Raw genomic sequence first — 15,344 nt, 5'->3', positions numbered from 1 at the left:
CTCTACCTTCTGCTTTGCAGGCCGCGCTCCAAATCGGCAATGATATCATCAATGTGCTCAATACCAACGGATAAGCGGATGAGCTCAGGTAAAACACCGGCTTTTTGTTTTTCTTCGCCGGTAAGTTGTTGGTGCGTAGTACTGGCGGGATGGATCACGAGTGATTTCGCATCTCCAACATTTGCCACATGAGAATGAAGTGTTACGTTCTCTATAAAGGCTTTCCCCGCCTCCATGCCTCCTTTAATCCCAAAGGTCAGTATTGCCCCTTGCCCTTTGGGAAAATTCGTTTGTGCCAACTCATAGCTAGGGTGAGATGGAAGGCCAGGATAGCTCACCCACTCAACACCTGGATGCTTCTCTAAGTACTCCGCCACCTTTTGGACATTCTCGCTATGCCTTTCCATCCGTAAATGTAACGTCTCAAGGCCCTGGAGCAACTGGAAGGCATTGGTCGGTGAAAGCGCCGGCCCAATATCACGCAAAAGACGTACTCGGGCGCGCATAATAAATGCAAGTTCACCAACAGCTTCGGTGAAAACGACACCGTGATAGCTTGGATCTGGTTTCGTAAACATGGGAAAATCTCCTGAGGCCCAGTCAAATTGCCCGCTATCAACGATAATCCCACCGATCGTCGTTCCATGACCGCCCATAAATTTTGTCGCTGAATGAATGACAATGTCTGCTCCTTGTTCAATAGGGCGATTAAGGATGGGTGTGGCTAACGTTGCATCGACGAGGAGAGGAATATGATTCTCGTGAACGATATCAGCAACTGCTCGTGTATCTAGCACTTTTCCATCAGGATTTCCAATGACTTCAGCAAAAACCAGCTTCGTCTTCTCAGTAATCGCTGCCTGAAACGCTTCCGGCTTGTCCGAATCAACGAAATGAACCTTAATCCCTATTTGCGGCAAGGTATGTACAAATAAATTATATGTCCCCCCATATAATGAGCTGGAAGAGACAATCTCATCTCCTGCCTCACACAGATTTAGAATCGCTAGGTGAATAGCAGAACTTCCGCTCGCCGTTGCTAGTGCACCTACACCCCCCTCTAGAGCTGCAACCCTTTTTTCAAACACGTCCGTGGTGGGATTCATAATTCTTGTATAAATATTCCCTGATTCAGTAAGAGAAAATAAATTTGCTGCATGATCCGGGTCGTCAAACTCATAGGAGGTTGTTTGATAAATGGGTACAGCCCGAGCATTCGTTGCTGGGTCAACCTCTTGTCCTGCATGAACAGCACTCGTTTCTAACTTCCATTGACCTTCCATGTCATCACTCCTTATAAATCTTATTGTAATACTATGTTTTCCCATTATATTACGTAATGTTGGAAAGATTGTCAATTTTACTGGCTATTCAAAGAATGACAAAAAGGCTGGATCTTCTAAAAAACGCAGGTTCGATCATCCATCTTCTCCCTGCGTTAACCATTCTTCACACGTTTTTCGAGGATGTTTCCCCGGCTTTCTGAAATGTACAACCTTTATTTCACAACAATATCGTCTTTAAGTTGCTCAAACGTCTTCTCTCCGATTCCACTCACGTTTTGAATATCACCTGGTTGTTGAAAATGACCATTCTCTTCTCGAAACTGCACAATAGCTTCCGCCGTCTTGGGGCCCACCCCTGTTAACTGCTGCAAAGTGTTCTCATCCGCCTCATTAAGATTAATCGGTTCCCCTTCGTCACCTTCTTGTGCCTGAGTTTCCCATACGTCTACATCTTCCTCCTCTTCGTGGGGAACATAGATCACCATCTCATCTTGAATTCTTTCGGCAAAATTGATGCCATTTTTATTTCCCTGTTCCGAAATGCCTCCTGCCATTCGGATGGCATCATCGACCCGTTTCTCTGTTTCTAATTCATAGATGCCGGGATTTGCTACCTCCCCTTTCACATCGACGAAAATACTTCCCTCTTCTTCTTGCATATCTTCTTGTTCCTTTTCCAATTCTTCATGATTTTCGTTCTCCATTTCTGCAAACAACCGTTCATCATCGGCATCTAGCCCTACGTCTTTACTAGGCTTAAGCATCCACACCCCGCCAAAGAGTGTAATGAGTACAACAATGGCACTGCCACCATAAAGAAGATAACGTTGATTCATAATTATTCCTACCTTTACATATAGTTCAGAACCTTAATTTTCGTAGTTATGATACGTGCTCTCCTTACATATAACAGTAAGAGCAATCGCCTTGGAGGGGTTTTCATGAATATTGGGATTATCGGTACAGGTAATATGGGCACTATGCTCGCAGAAACACTGATCACTTCTGGTGCTGCTCCTGAAGAACAGCTTTGGATCACGAACCGCAATTTGCAAAAAGCCGAAAACCTCCGTCAGCAATATACTGGAGTAAAAGTGACAGCAAATGTAACACGGTTAGCCCATGAATGTGAGCTCATTTTTATATGTGTACGCCCTCCGCAATTTCCGGACATTTTACAAACCATTCGTCCTTTTCTAGGTAAAGAAGACATCGTCGTTTCCATTACAAGCCCCGTAACACTCCAGCAATTGGAAGATTCTGTTTCTTGCAAAGTTGTTCGGGCGGTTCCCAGCATTACGAACCGCAGTCATGCTGGTTCCACCTTACTCACATATGGCAACAAATGGACAGTGAAAGATAAGGAATGGTTCGAAAACTGGCTAGGTCAATTTAGCACGCCTCATATTGTTTCAGAAGAGGCCATTCGGGTGAGTTCTGACATTGTCTGTTGCGGACCTGCTTTTTTTGGATATTTACTAGATGAAATGACAAAATCTGCCGAACGAAAAACGGAGTTAACAAAAGAAGAGGCAGAGCGTTTCGCCGAGGAAATGATTATCGGAATGGCGAGCTTATTTTCACAACAATTATACAGTTTAAAAACATTACAGGAAAAAGTGAGAGTACCTGGAGGGGTCACCGGAGTGGGGCTTGACGTTTTAGAATCAACCGAAGGGGTCTTCGATGAGCTATTTACCGCCACACATGAAAAATTTGAGGAAGATCAACAAAAACTCCAAGAACTATTCAAGAAGTAAAACTAGTATACCACAATGAACCCCTTCCCACAATTTAATTATGAAAGGCTTTTTTAGCCGTAAAAAAGATACGCTCACTCGTCGCTGTTGGTGTCTTCTGTTCAAAATCAGCGGTTATTTCAATATCCTTAAAACCAGCGGATTGAAGCCAGCGTTCATACGTAGAAATGGAAAACGTCCGCTGTTGGTGACATTCATCGTACCGTAGATAGTGTCCATTGACTTGTCGTTCAAAAAACGTTAATTCATGTTCAACCGCATTTGACATGTCTTCAAGGGGGAAGCTATTCCAAATTAAAGCAACATTTTCTCCCCCGTCTCCATAACTAAAATAGGGGAATTCCTGCTTCATTTTATATAACGAGTGAATGTCAAAAAGCAATCCGCCACCAGCTTTTAAATTTTGATAAAAAGCGTGAAAGGCTTCGACAACCTCTGTTTCTTCTAGTAAATAGTTTAATGCATCGCAATACACAATCATTACGTCAACGGGCTCGTCCAATTGTAATGCAGCCATGTTTTGCGTACGTAAGCGAGGGGATACACCGTTGTTTGCTCGTATTTTTTCATCAGCAATCGCGAGCATTTCTTGAGAGACGTCTATCCCTTGAACATCGTACCCTTCGGCAATAAGCATCGACATAAGCGTGCCCGTTCCACAACCTATATCTGCAATCGTTGGGGTTGTAATGCCCTCTTTTTCCAAATACCTTTTTGTCCACCTAAGCCACTCTTCATAAGGGGCTTCACCCATCAAATGATCGTACACCCCTGCCCCGTTTACATACATTGATCTCTGGCTCCTTTTTCATCATCACGTCAGTACGTGATCAAGGGAGATCTCGTTTGCCTCTCCCCACAGTTTTTCTAAATGATAATACTCCCGGTCGTCTTCATGGAAGATATGAAAAACAACATCCCCGAGATCCAGCAAAACCCACTTTCCATCTTCATATCCTTCCATACGTTTTACAGTCATTTCGGCTTTTTGCGCTTCTTTTTTTATTTCATTGGCAATGGCCTGAACCTGCTTTACCGAAGAACCATGGCAGATGACAAAATAATCAGCGATGATGGAAATTCCTTGCATATCTAAGGCGACAATGTTTTGGGCATTCTTTTGATCGGCCACTTGGACGGTTGTCTCAAGCACCTGGTCTTTATTGATCATTTAAGCACCTCTCTTATTTTTTTGCTTAATCGCGTCATTATAGGCCGCTAACGTCATTGGATGGACCATTTTCCCGCCTCTAACCAAATGTTGAATCGTATTTCTATACGTGGCAAGAAGGGCAGCATCTAGATCGATTTCGGTCAGTTTTCGTACTTCCTCGATTCCGGAGAACGAACGACCCGGCTCAATATAATCAGCTAGAAAAATGATCTTTTCAAATAAGCTCATTTCCGGGCGTCCTGTCGTATGCCAATAAATGGCTTGAAAAATTTCCTCATCATCAACACCAAATTCATCCCGTACGATGTAGGCACCAGCAGGTGCATGCAATAATACACCGCCATATTCGGAAAACGTTTCATGGGGTTCTTGTCTTTTCAACACTTCCGTAAGTGTTTGCCTTGAAAAAGGTTTAGCATAATCATGCAATAATGCCGCTAATTCCGCTTTTGTTTCATCTACACCGTTTTGTTTGGCTAATGTAACGGCTGTCTTCATGACACCAAGGGTATGATGATAGCGTTCTTGAGGCAATGTCTGTTGTACTTTTTCTTGAAAATGTTCAACGGACATATAAATGATTCTCCCCTACATACTTTCTCACTGCTTCAGGTACAAGATAACGAATGTTCTCCTCTCTACTTACTCTTTCCCGAATGTCTGACGAAGAAATCTCCATTTCCGGTATATTCACGGAGATCAACTCTTCTTCAAAAGGATAATCATCGGGATAGTTAGGGCGGCTTGTAACAATGAACGTGACCTGTTTTCTTAATTTTTCTATGCCATGCCAAGTGGGCAGGCTCACCGCCATATCGCCCCCAACGATAAAGTAAAACTGAACGTTTGGATGCTGATTTTGCAAAATCTCCATCGTATCCATTGAATACGACGGCCCTTGTCGGTCTAATTCGACCGTACAAAGTCGAAACTTCCCATGGTCAGAAATGGCTAATCGTGTCATTTCCACACGATCGCTAGAGTTAGCCATATCCTCATTTTGCTTATGCGGCGGAACGTTTGTAGGCATAAACCAAACTTCATCTAGTTCACAAGCATCCAGGGATTCTTGTGCAATCAGCAAATGAGCGATGTGCGGTGGATCAAACGTGCCTCCTAAGATCCCAATCTTTTTCCCCATAATGACCCCCTTATCCTATGGCAGCGAGTAGTTTGAATCTTTTTTCGCGGGCTTAAACAATACGATCGTAAAGCCAATAACCTGAACAAGTGTAGACTGGCTTCGTTCGGATAATTTTTGCGCAACCACCTTTTTATCTTCCGGGCAGTTTTGCAAGATCGAAATTTTGATCAGTTCTCGAGCTTCAAGTGCTTCACGGACTTGGGTAACAAGATTAGGATTCACACCGTTTTTACCTACCTGGAAAATGGCGTTAAGTCCTTGTGCTTCAGATCGTAAATATTTTAATTGCTTATTGGTTAATTTCATTTTTCTTTTCTGTCTCCTTACGAATCCTCTCGCTCATCACCTGGCGGTCAGCCTCATCATTCGTCCAAATTTCATAGGCTAGTGCTGCTTGCTCAATAAACATGGGAAGACCGTTTTGAATCGCTTTTGCTTTCAGCTTCCCTGTTTGAAGCCAGCGGGTTTCCAATGGATTATAAATGAGGTCGCTGAGATGAACATTCGGGTTCATTCTTTCGATCTCGATAGGCAGCGCATCCCCGTCCTTCATTCCTAAAGAGGTTGTATTAATGATGAGGTCAAATTGATCAAGCGTTTGCACTGCCGTTTCCCGATTAATCACTTCAAGTTGCATACAATGGGCATTACTTGTTCTTATTTCTTCAGCCCGGCTAGTCGTACGATTGGTCATCGCGAGCTTTTCTACGCCATATTTTGCCAACACAGTTGTCACCGCCCGCGCAGCACCGCCTGCTCCAATCACCAAAACGTTCATATTTTTTAATGCTTCCCCTGTCATCTCCAATAGACCATTCAAATAACCCCGACCATCGGTATTATATCCATGCCACCGCCCTTCAAGATTCACTACCGTATTCACTGCCCCAATCTCCAAAGCTTCATCATCGACCACATCAAGGAGGGGGATAATATTGACTTTGTGAGGAATCGTGACATTAAACCCAGTAATGCCTAGGGTTTTAAATGCTTTAAGGGTCGAGTCAAGCTGTTCAGGAAAAACCTCATAACTTGTGTAAATGGCGTTCCTACCAATGGCTTCAAAATGTTTATTATGAATCATCGGGGATTTTGACTGTTTAATCGGATGACCGATCACCGCGTAGTTTTCCATATACATTCCCCCATTAAAGTTTTCAATTCAGAGTAAAGTTCAAGAAAGAGCCCGGGCATAATTTAAATAATCGCCTCTCGTGTCGTCACTTCTACATGTTCGGGAGCGTAAATATCTATTTCAGCCCCTGCTTTCCCGACGGTAATCCAACCTAAACCAGGAATAACAATATCTGTTTTATCCTGATGAATGTAAAAAGACTGTTGTTTAAGGTTGGGAATTACAGCTAGTGCATCTTTCCCAGGAGGTGACAACAATTCTCCTCCGGCATGTTTTTCATATAATGCAGCTGCGTTATTCAATTTTGTTCGATGTGGTTTAAATTCCGACGGAAAGTAGCAGACAAAATGATTTTGGGATGGTTCCCCGTCAATGAAATCCATACGGGCAAGCCCACCAAAGAATAACGTTTGTCCCGTTTGAAGTTGATGGACGATTGGCTTGATTTCCTTCTTTGGCTGGAGTGATGCCATTTCTGCCTGAGGTAACTGCGCAAGCATTTGCTTCGGGTTAATCACCCCTGGTGTGTCATAAAGTTTACTTCCATCATCTAAAGGAAGGTCAATAAATGAAAGTGTCGTCCCCGGGAAAGAAGATGTTGTGATCAGCTGCTCTTCATCGCCGTCAAACATCTTGATCAGCTGATTAATAAAAGTCGACTTACCTACGTTCGTACTTCCTATGATATAGACATCTTTCCCTTTTCTCTTCTCATCAATTTGAGAAGCGATCCTTTTTACATCTCCACTTTTAGAAGCGCTCATCAGCAATACGTCTGATGGTTTCCACCCTCTTTGAAGGGCGTCTTTTTTGAGCCAGGTTTTCAGTCTTCGCTCGTTAACAGAGTGAGGTAATAAATCAAGCTTATTTCCGACGAGAAGTAGCTTGTTATTTTTCAAATCGTCTCTTTGTAAAAGCCAGCTTCCTTCCACGTCAAACAGATCCACTAGCATGACTATCAATGCGTCTGTATCGCCAACCGTTGTTAACATCTTTTGAAAATCTTCAGCTTCCAGTGGTACATCTGGTGTTTCATTATAATGTTTTAGACGAAAACACCGCTGACAAATGATCACACTACGGTCGAGAACAGCGGGAGGTGCATATCCCATTTGTGATGAATCTTTTGTTTGGATCGGTACTCCACACCCTGAGCAGATGATTTTTTCTTCATTCATTTGATCGTTCGCCTCCAATGACTCCTCTATCATCAAGTTTACGCATAATTCGCTGTTCAATTCGGCGATTCATTTTCGTCATCCAGCCATCGGTTTCAGATACAGGAACGACAAGGATCGTATAATAACCCCCCCGGTTTCCCCCGAGGACATCTGTAAGGATCTGATCACCGACAACGGCGACTTCCTCTTTTTTTAACCCCATCTCCCTCGTCGCTCGTCGAAAGGCCCGGGCTAATGGTTTTTTGGCAGAATGTATGAAGGAGACGCCAGTTGGTTCTGAAAAGGTACGTACCCTTTTTTTCTTGTTGTTGGAGACAATCGTAATTTTCCATCCCTCATTTTGGAGATCATCGATCCACTTCTGCAGTTCTGGAGTTGGATCGATACGATCCCATTCAACGAGCGTATTATCGAGGTCCGTAATCACTCCTTTTATCCCTAACTCACGTAGCTCCTCTAGATCGATATCATATATACTTTCGGCGAACTGATCTGGCACCATCGAACCCAACATACTTTCGAGCCTCCTTGATCGACTTTCTACGAACACCATCGCTAAACTGAAAGTATACCGATGATAGCGCCTTTTTTCAATCAAGAAGCTACTAACTGGAAAAAAAGCGCTTATGTTGATCATGCTATTTTTATGCAAAAAAATATAATTATTTATCGACAAATTATTTACTGACACTGTTGTGGATAAGTTTTATCCACTTCGAGCTTCCCGCCGTTTCAGTATTAAACAATTATTTAAAAGATGTGTACACATTTTATCCACGTTTTGTTGTGGATAAACGAACGGTTGTTCCGCACGGTCGTTCATGATAGGATCAGTATACAACTTCATTAAGACAGCAACAACAACGGCAATGATGATTCTCCAAGGAGGTGGAGCCGCGCTTTTGCGGGATAAACATGCGGGAGCTTTCCGATGAAATGCTAATAGAAGCTTATGAAAAAGCCTTAACGTTAAGTTTAAATGATGACTTCATTGCCATCATCAGATCAGAAATGGAAAGACGTCGGCTATCCGTAACTCAACCTATCAGTTGAAGTAAATGCTAACCGGCAAGAATGGTACATACACTTATCAAGGTTGTAACCCATAAATAGAATGGCAACGACTCCGAGAGCGGGGTCTTTTTTTTGTATGGTTTGTGAATTCCATCTGTAACCCCTTTTTTATAATAGTCCTAAATACCTAATTTTATTTTTTTTGCAACAATCTTTTCCTATTTAATCATACTAGTTACAATCACGTGAACTTTTTTCAAATCATGCAATACACGTGTTAATACGTTATACTTTTACATACCAAGCCATTGACGGAGCTCGAACGAACGGTTACTTTCGTATTTGATGTCGTATTTAGGAGTGATTGAAATATGAGTTTAATGCATTGGGCAATACTACTCCCTTTTATTTTTGCTATATTCGTACCGATCTTGTATAAGTACATCCGCCCTGTTCACACAGGATGGTTTGTCCTTATTATACCAACCGTTTTGTTTCTTTATTTTCTACCTTACATATCTTCAATTGCAAATGGCGAGACGTTTTATGAAGCGGTTCCTTGGGTCCCTTCATTAGGGATTGACTTTGCCGCCTTTTTGGATGGATGGAGCTTATTATTTGTCCTATTAATTACTGGAATTGGGGCACTTGTTGTCCTTTATTCAATCTATTATTTAGATAAAAAGCATGAGGCGATTCATAACTTTTATGTGTATTTATTGCTATTTATGGGAGCCATGCTCGGAGTCGTTCTCTCCGATAACCTGATCGTCCTATATGTATTCTGGGAACTGACAAGCTTATCTTCTACATTGCTGATTAGTTACTGGTTTCAAAGGGATGCCTCGATCGCAGGTGCACAAAAATCGTTGAATATTACGGTGTTTGGCGGATTTGCCATGCTTGCAGGATTTGCCCTTCTTTACGTAATCACAGGAACGTTTAGCATCCAAGAGATGATTGGACAAGCTGACGTCGTGATTAATCATGAATTATTTTTGCCAACGATGATCTTGATTTTGCTAGGAGCTTTTACAAAGTCCGCGCAATTCCCATTTCATATTTGGTTACCAGATGCGATGGAAGCCCCAACCCCGGTTAGTGCCTATTTGCACTCCGCGACAATGGTAAAAGCGGGGATTTATCTTGTTGCCAGGTTTACCCCGGTGTTCGGCGGAGCTCCTGAATGGTTCTGGGTGATTTCAGGGTTTGGTTTATTTACGCTTCTTTGGGGTTCACTTTCCGCCATCCGACAGAAAGACCTTAAAGGATTGCTCGCCTATTCAACGATCAGTCAACTGGGTATGGTCATGTGCTTACTCGGTTTAGGTTCTGCTGCCCTGTATTTCGATGAGGCGAACGAATTATATACAGTCGCGATTCTGGCTGCTGTTTTTCATCTATTTAATCACGCCACTTTTAAAGGCAGCCTTTTTATGTGTGCCGGAATTGTGGATCATGAAACGGGGACTCGCGATATTCGATCCCTGGGTGGGCTTATGTTAGTGATGCCTGCTACAGCCACGATCTCCTTAATTGGTGCTGCATCAATGGCCGGGCTTCCGCCTTTTAATGGGTTTTTGAGTAAGGAACATTTCTTTATGGCGATTACAGACGCCACACAGTACGGGATCTTTAATATGGAAACGGCCGGAATGCTTTTCCCAGTCATCGGATGGGTTGCTAGTGTGTTTACGTTCGTTTACTGCTGTATCTTTTTCTTTAAAACATTTGCAGGTCCATTCAACGCTGACCGATTTGCTAAAACGGTTCATGAAGCACCTGTTGGGATGCTCATTAGTCCTGCAATTCTTGGGTTAATCGTTATCACTGTGGGACTCTTCCCCAACCTTCTATCACAATCCATTATTGAACCCTCGATGGCTTCAATTTTAAACGGCCTGCCCATGGATAATGAAGCATTTGCCGTTGACATTGAACATTGGCATGGATTTAGTGCGGAGTTATTTATGACTATCGGTGTCATCGCCTTTGGAAGCTTAATTTATGTAAGCATGGGAAAATGGAAAGAATTGTCGATTTATAAAAAATCCGAGGACGTATTTTCCCCATTATACGATTCTTCCATTTCTGGTCTCATCAAAGGCTCACAGAAGATCACCAACGTTCAAATGACCGGTCGTCTACGGGACTACTTCGCTTACATTTCTGTTTTCTTTCTGATTGTGGTCGGTTGGACTATGATTCGATATGATGCCTTTGCTATCGATTTGCAATATATAAGTGAAGTCAACAGCTTCGAAGTGGCACTTGTTGTTCTATTGCTCGTTTCTGTCCTTTCTTTGCCATTTATTCAGCAGCGAGTGGCAGCTATCGTAATGCTTGGTTTTATCGGCTTCCTGATTGCGCTCTTTTTCGTTAACTTACGGTCCGCCGATCTTGCACTTACACAGCTTTTGATCGAGACCGTTCTCGTCATTCTATTCATGCTCGCTTTTTACCATTTACCTGAGCTTAGAAAAGAAACGAAGAGGCTAACGTTCAATTGGACCAATGCCCTTATTTCGTTTGGTGTTGGATTAATGGTCACGTTAGTTGCGTTCAGTGCATTTACTTTTGGGCAGGAAAACGACTTTTCTCCGATCTCGGAATACTACATTGAAAATTCTGCTGACCTCGCGGGCGGTTATAACATGGTAAACGTTGTCCTTGTTGATTTCCGGGGGTTAGATACGGTGTTGGAAGTGCTTGTATTAGGGATCGCGGCACTCGCGGTAATTGCCGTCATTCGGTTGAAATTAAAGGAGGGGGATGATGTATGAAGTGGAAAACAAATAACCTGCTATTTATTCATGTCACGCGTGTTGTCTCCTTTCTGATCTTAGCCTTCTCGATTTATCTGTTCTTTGCCGGTCATAACGATCCTGGAGGCGGATTTATTGGCGGTTTAATGACCGCCTCATCTATCCTATTGCTGTATTTAACATTTGACAAACGAAAAATCGATGAAATGCTGCCCATTGACTATGTTTCTTTGATTTCTGCTGGACTTCTCATCGCGTTTGGTACAGGTTTTATTGGACTATTTATAGGTGATCCTTACCTTACCCAGTATTTTGATTATTTCACTCTCCCCTGGATTGGTGAATTTGAACTGGCAACGGCAGTATTGTTTGATGTAGGCATTTACTTAGGTGTAGCAGCCTCTGCCCTTGTGATTATCTTAACGATTGCGGGGGATCAATAATGGAATTACTCATGTCCGTTGTCGTCGGTGTATTCTTTATGGTGGGGACATACCTGCTCATGACCCGGAGTCTGATTCGGGTTGTTATTGGCATAAACCTTTTGTCACATGCGACCCATCTACTGTTACTCACGATGGCTGGTCTTAAAACCGGCGCACCTCCCCTGCTTAATCGCGGGGAAACAGAGTTTAGTGATCCTCTGCCACAAGCGCTCATTCTCACAGCGATCGTAATCAGTTTTGGGATTACCGCATTTACGCTTGTATTAGCATATCGAACTTACAAAGTGAACAAAACCGATGATCTTGATCAATTAAGGGGTTCCCATGATGAATAATCTTATTATCCTGCCAATCATTTTACCTGCAATGATTGGTGCTATTCTCGTTTTCTTTTCAAAAAGTCAACAGATACAACGGTTTATAAGTGTAATCGCGATGACAGCGATTCTTATTGCTTCAATATGGCTCGCTATAGATGTCTATAACAATGGAATGAGGGTAATCGCCTTAGGGGACTGGCCGATTCCGTATGGCATTCCTCTTGTTGCCGACATGTTCGCAACGGTAATGGTCCTTCTCTCGGCAGTTATTGGCGTTTGCTGTTTATTTTTTGCGTTTCGCACCATTCATCCAGACCGTGAGCGATTTTATTTTTACCCGTTCTATTTTTTCCTTATTGCTGGGGTGAACGGTACTTTTCTAACAGGGGATCTATTTAACCTCTTTGTATTCTTTGAGGTTACACTACTTGCCTCCTATATTCTCATCGTTCACGGCAGTACCGCTTTTCAGTTACGGGAATCATTTAAATATCTTGCGATCAACGTCTTTTCCTCCATGTTCTTTTTGGTTGGTATTGCTTATATATACGCAGCTACGGGAACCTTAAACATTGCTGATATAGGGAGACGGGTAGCTGAACTTGAACAGGATGGCGTTCTTAATGTGATCGCAGTGGTTCTACTTTTTGTATTTGCAACGAAAGGCGCCTTATTCCCACTTTATTTTTGGCTCCCTAAGTCATATACCGGACCACCGGCAGCCATTTCGGCCCTTTTCGTAGGTTTGCTGACGAAAGTTGGTATTTACGCCATCATTCGCGTGTTTACTGTCATTTTTCACCATGATCTATCATTTACACATCACTTCATATTGGTTTTGGCCGGCCTGACGATGTTATTTGGTGTATTAGGCGCTGTAGCTCAGTATGACTTTAAAGGGATTCTAGCCTATCATAGTGTCAGCCAGGTCGGATACATGGTAATGGGATTAGGGATTTTTTCACCTCTTGCGTTAGCAGGTGCGATTTATTTCATGGTACACCATAGTATTGTAAAGGCTGCTTTATTCTTATTTTCCGGTGTAGCAGAAAAGATCACCGGTTCGACAGATATCAGAAACATGGGGGGACTTTTAAAAACACATCCAGCTTTTTCCTGGCTGTTCTTTATTACCGCCATGTCTTTAGCTGGTATTCCACCCCTTGCTGGCTTTTTTGGTAAGTTTTCTTTAATTGTGCCAGGCTTGGAGGAAACCCACTACGTCGTCGTAGCTGTTTCACTTTTCGTTGGTTTATTAACTTTATTTTCGATGATGAAGATTTTTTCCCATTCCTTTTGGGGGAGGCAGAAACATTCATCAACTCAAGCAAATATAAAAACGGGAGGTTTACTCATTACGATTGCACCGCTCGTTGTACTTACTATTGTAATGGGACTTGCCGCAGAGCCGATCTTTTTCTATTTACTAGATGTTGCCCATGAAATCCTTGATCCTTCAATCTATATTGAATCTGTGCTAGGGGAGTAGATGCCATGGCTTTTCAAATTCTTTTAAACCTCACCATCGCTTTTTTTTGGATGATCCTTCAGAATAGCTATACAAGCTTTGATTTTGTTATCGGGTACGTGATAGGAATTGCCATCGTCTATTTTCTGCGTGGTTCTTTGCCTCAGACTTTTTATATGCAAAGGGTTTGGGCCATCGTGAAGCTCCTATGTTTGTTTTTGAAGGAACTAGTGGTGGCCAACCTGCAGATGATACGTATCGTGCTACAACCAAAGTTAAAGGTGACTCCTGGGATTATTGCTATGCCGACGTATTTGGATACTGACTGGGAGGTCACGATCCTTTCCATGTGCATTACGCTAACACCAGGGACGATGACGATGGATTACTCTGAAGACGGCCGCACCCTTTATATTCACTCCATTCACGTAGAGGAAAAACAAGAAGTCATTGACGATATTCGCAATCACTTTGAGCGGGCCATTGTGGAGGTGACGAAGTAATGTTTGAGGTCATAATGATTGTTGCTCTTCTGGTTCTCTCCGTTTCATTGATGTTGTGTATCGCGCGGGCCTTGATGGGGCCGACATTATCGGATCGAATAGTGGCCCTTGACTCTTTTGGTTTAAACCTCATTGGTTTTATTAGTATTTTCATGATCCTTCAAAATACGGAGGCTTACGCTGAAGTTGTTTTAGTGTTAGGGATTTTAGCCTTTGTTGGTTCCGTAGCATTGGCAAAGTTTTTAGAAAGAGGTGTTGTCATTGACCGAGATTCTCATTAGCATCCTCGTCCTCATCGGCAGCTTCTTAAGCTTGATTGGTTCACTGGGAATTATTCGTTTACCCGATATATACAGTCGTATGCACGCAGCCACAAAAAGTGCAACACTGGGGGTTGTTTTTTTGATATCAGGCAGCTTTGTGTTCTTTTTAAGCGAGGGGGTCTTTATTCTTCAATTACTCTTCACCATTGCTTTTGTTTTCCTCACTGCTCCAGTAGCTGCCATGATCATCTCCCGTTCCGCTCATCGAAATGGAGTCGAATTATGGGGAAGGACCAAACACGACGAGCTTATGGAAAGCTATCCGGAGCACCTCGAACCAGAACGGGATAATGAAAAAGCAGACCAACCGTAAGGAAGACCATCTGGAATACGTTGAAGCTCTTTATCGGTGGAAATTCATGAATTTTACCGATCTATTTCGCTTAATTACCTGGGAACACTTGACACAGCAGGGGTTTCAAGAGTAAATTTAGTATGTATAAGCAATAGCATACACTAGTTAAGAAAGGGAGTTTTGATGATGAACAAAACAGACTTGATCAATGCTGTGGCTGAACAAGCCGATATTTCAAAAAAAGAAGCATCTAAAGCTGTAGATTCTGTGTTCGACAACATTACTGAAACTTTAAAAGATGGTAACAAGGTTCAACTTGTTGGCTTTGGAAGCTTTGAAGTTCGCGAACGCGCCTCCCGTAAAGGACGTAACCCGCAAACAGGAGATGAAATTGAAATCCCAGCAACGAAAAATCCAGCCTTCCGTCCTGGAAAGCAACTCAAAGACGCTGTTAATGAGTAAGGAAAGATGAATGCGATACATAAGAGTGACCACAGTTTCTTCTATCCACTGTGGTCACTCTTAATGAG

At 42.6% G+C, this 15,344-nt stretch carries 20 protein-coding genes; 10 read left to right on the top strand and 10 right to left on the bottom strand.

All coding sequences use genetic code 11. The features are described 5' to 3' along the window. Positions 1-2: 2 nt before the first annotated feature. Positions 3-1,283: a homocysteine synthase gene (locus tag HNR44_RS03725; RefSeq protein WP_184402749.1), complete on the bottom strand. Its 1,281-nt coding sequence runs from the start codon at positions 1,281-1,283 to the stop codon at positions 3-5. A 215-nt stretch (positions 1,284-1,498) separates the two neighbouring features. After that, positions 1,499-2,122, bottom strand: a complete 624-nt coding sequence (locus tag HNR44_RS03720) for a helix-hairpin-helix domain-containing protein (RefSeq protein WP_184402748.1) — start codon at positions 2,120-2,122, stop codon at positions 1,499-1,501. Between the two features lie 105 nt (positions 2,123-2,227). On the opposite strand from HNR44_RS03720, the gene comER reads away from it, so the two are divergent. Next, positions 2,228-3,046, top strand: a complete 819-nt coding sequence (gene comER / locus HNR44_RS03715) for a late competence protein ComER (RefSeq protein WP_184402747.1) — start codon at positions 2,228-2,230, stop codon at positions 3,044-3,046. Positions 3,047-3,080: 34 nt separating this feature from the next. On the opposite strand, the gene HNR44_RS03710 is transcribed toward comER, so the two are convergent. From HNR44_RS03710 to HNR44_RS03675, 8 genes are all read right to left on the bottom strand, one after another. Continuing rightward, positions 3,081-3,836, bottom strand: coding sequence for a class I SAM-dependent DNA methyltransferase (locus HNR44_RS03710; RefSeq protein WP_184402746.1), 756 nt, complete (start codon positions 3,834-3,836; stop codon positions 3,081-3,083). 24 nt (positions 3,837-3,860) lie between these two features. Continuing rightward, positions 3,861-4,217, bottom strand: coding sequence for a ribosome silencing factor (rsfS, locus tag HNR44_RS03705; protein ID WP_184402745.1), 357 nt, complete (start codon positions 4,215-4,217; stop codon positions 3,861-3,863). Continuing rightward, entirely contained in the window at positions 4,218-4,793 is a 576-nt protein-coding gene (yqeK, locus tag HNR44_RS03700) for a bis(5'-nucleosyl)-tetraphosphatase (symmetrical) YqeK (RefSeq protein WP_184402744.1), read from the bottom strand. Beyond that, positions 4,783-5,361 (bottom strand): nicotinate-nucleotide adenylyltransferase, encoded by a 579-nt coding sequence (locus HNR44_RS03695; RefSeq protein ID WP_184402743.1) that lies wholly within the window; start codon positions 5,359-5,361, stop codon positions 4,783-4,785. Before HNR44_RS03695 ends, yqeK begins: the two co-directional genes overlap by 11 nt. Positions 5,362-5,376: 15 nt before the next feature. After that, the gene (gene yhbY, locus HNR44_RS03690) at positions 5,377-5,670 is read right to left on the bottom strand and encodes a ribosome assembly RNA-binding protein YhbY (protein WP_184402742.1); all 294 of its coding nucleotides are present in this window, start codon (positions 5,668-5,670) and stop codon (positions 5,377-5,379) included. Further along, positions 5,654-6,499 carry a shikimate dehydrogenase gene (aroE, locus tag HNR44_RS03685; RefSeq protein ID WP_184402741.1) on the bottom strand — a complete coding sequence of 282 codons (846 nt, stop codon included), beginning with the start codon at positions 6,497-6,499 and terminating at the stop codon, positions 5,654-5,656. Before aroE ends, yhbY begins: the two co-directional genes overlap by 17 nt. A gap of 62 nt (positions 6,500-6,561) precedes the next feature. Beyond that, on the bottom strand, positions 6,562-7,677 hold the full coding sequence (gene yqeH, locus HNR44_RS03680; protein WP_184402740.1) for a ribosome biogenesis GTPase YqeH: 1,116 nt from the start codon (positions 7,675-7,677) through the stop codon (positions 6,562-6,564). Continuing rightward, positions 7,670-8,194: a YqeG family HAD IIIA-type phosphatase gene (locus HNR44_RS03675; RefSeq protein ID WP_184402739.1), complete on the bottom strand. Its 525-nt coding sequence runs from the start codon at positions 8,192-8,194 to the stop codon at positions 7,670-7,672. The genes yqeH and HNR44_RS03675 overlap by 8 nt, the downstream gene beginning before the upstream one ends. Positions 8,195-8,595: 401 nt before the next feature. On the opposite strand from HNR44_RS03675, the gene HNR44_RS03670 reads away from it, so the two are divergent. From HNR44_RS03670 to HNR44_RS03630, 9 genes are all read left to right on the top strand, one after another. After that, positions 8,596-8,733, top strand: a complete 138-nt coding sequence (locus HNR44_RS03670) for a sporulation histidine kinase inhibitor Sda (RefSeq protein WP_184402738.1) — start codon at positions 8,596-8,598, stop codon at positions 8,731-8,733. Positions 8,734-9,065: 332 nt separating this feature from the next. Further along, positions 9,066-11,477, top strand: a complete 2,412-nt coding sequence (locus HNR44_RS03665) for a Na+/H+ antiporter subunit A (protein WP_184402737.1) — start codon at positions 9,066-9,068, stop codon at positions 11,475-11,477. Then, a complete protein-coding gene (locus HNR44_RS03660) occupies positions 11,474-11,902 on the top strand; it encodes a Na(+)/H(+) antiporter subunit B (RefSeq protein ID WP_184402736.1) in 429 nt (142 codons plus the stop codon). Before HNR44_RS03665 ends, HNR44_RS03660 begins: the two co-directional genes overlap by 4 nt. Further along, on the top strand, positions 11,902-12,240 hold the full coding sequence (locus HNR44_RS03655) for a Na(+)/H(+) antiporter subunit C (protein ID WP_184402735.1): 339 nt from the start codon (positions 11,902-11,904) through the stop codon (positions 12,238-12,240). The genes HNR44_RS03660 and HNR44_RS03655 overlap by 1 nt, the downstream gene beginning before the upstream one ends. Next, complete coding sequence (locus HNR44_RS03650) at positions 12,233-13,714, top strand: Na+/H+ antiporter subunit D (RefSeq protein ID WP_184403542.1); 1,482 nt, start codon at positions 12,233-12,235, stop codon at positions 13,712-13,714. The genes HNR44_RS03655 and HNR44_RS03650 overlap by 8 nt, the downstream gene beginning before the upstream one ends. 5 nt (positions 13,715-13,719) lie before the next feature. Beyond that, positions 13,720-14,196 carry a Na+/H+ antiporter subunit E gene (locus HNR44_RS03645; protein ID WP_184402734.1) on the top strand — a complete coding sequence of 159 codons (477 nt, stop codon included), beginning with the start codon at positions 13,720-13,722 and terminating at the stop codon, positions 14,194-14,196. Next, a complete protein-coding gene (locus tag HNR44_RS03640) occupies positions 14,196-14,477 on the top strand; it encodes a Na(+)/H(+) antiporter subunit F1 (protein WP_184402733.1) in 282 nt (93 codons plus the stop codon). Before HNR44_RS03645 ends, HNR44_RS03640 begins: the two co-directional genes overlap by 1 nt. Further along, on the top strand, positions 14,449-14,832 hold the full coding sequence (gene mnhG, locus HNR44_RS03635; protein WP_343069348.1) for a monovalent cation/H(+) antiporter subunit G: 384 nt from the start codon (positions 14,449-14,451) through the stop codon (positions 14,830-14,832). Before HNR44_RS03640 ends, mnhG begins: the two co-directional genes overlap by 29 nt. Before the next feature lie 168 nt (positions 14,833-15,000). Further along, the gene (locus tag HNR44_RS03630) at positions 15,001-15,276 is read left to right on the top strand and encodes an HU family DNA-binding protein (RefSeq protein WP_184403541.1); all 276 of its coding nucleotides are present in this window, start codon (positions 15,001-15,003) and stop codon (positions 15,274-15,276) included. Positions 15,277-15,344: the final 68 nt, after the last annotated feature.

The organism is Geomicrobium halophilum, assembly GCF_014207655.1.
Taxonomy (GTDB): Bacteria; Bacillota; Bacilli; order Bacillales; family Marinococcaceae; genus Geomicrobium; species Geomicrobium halophilum.
The sequence above is the reverse complement of the archived record's forward strand: the minus strand, read 5'-3'. Positions and strand labels throughout refer to the sequence as shown.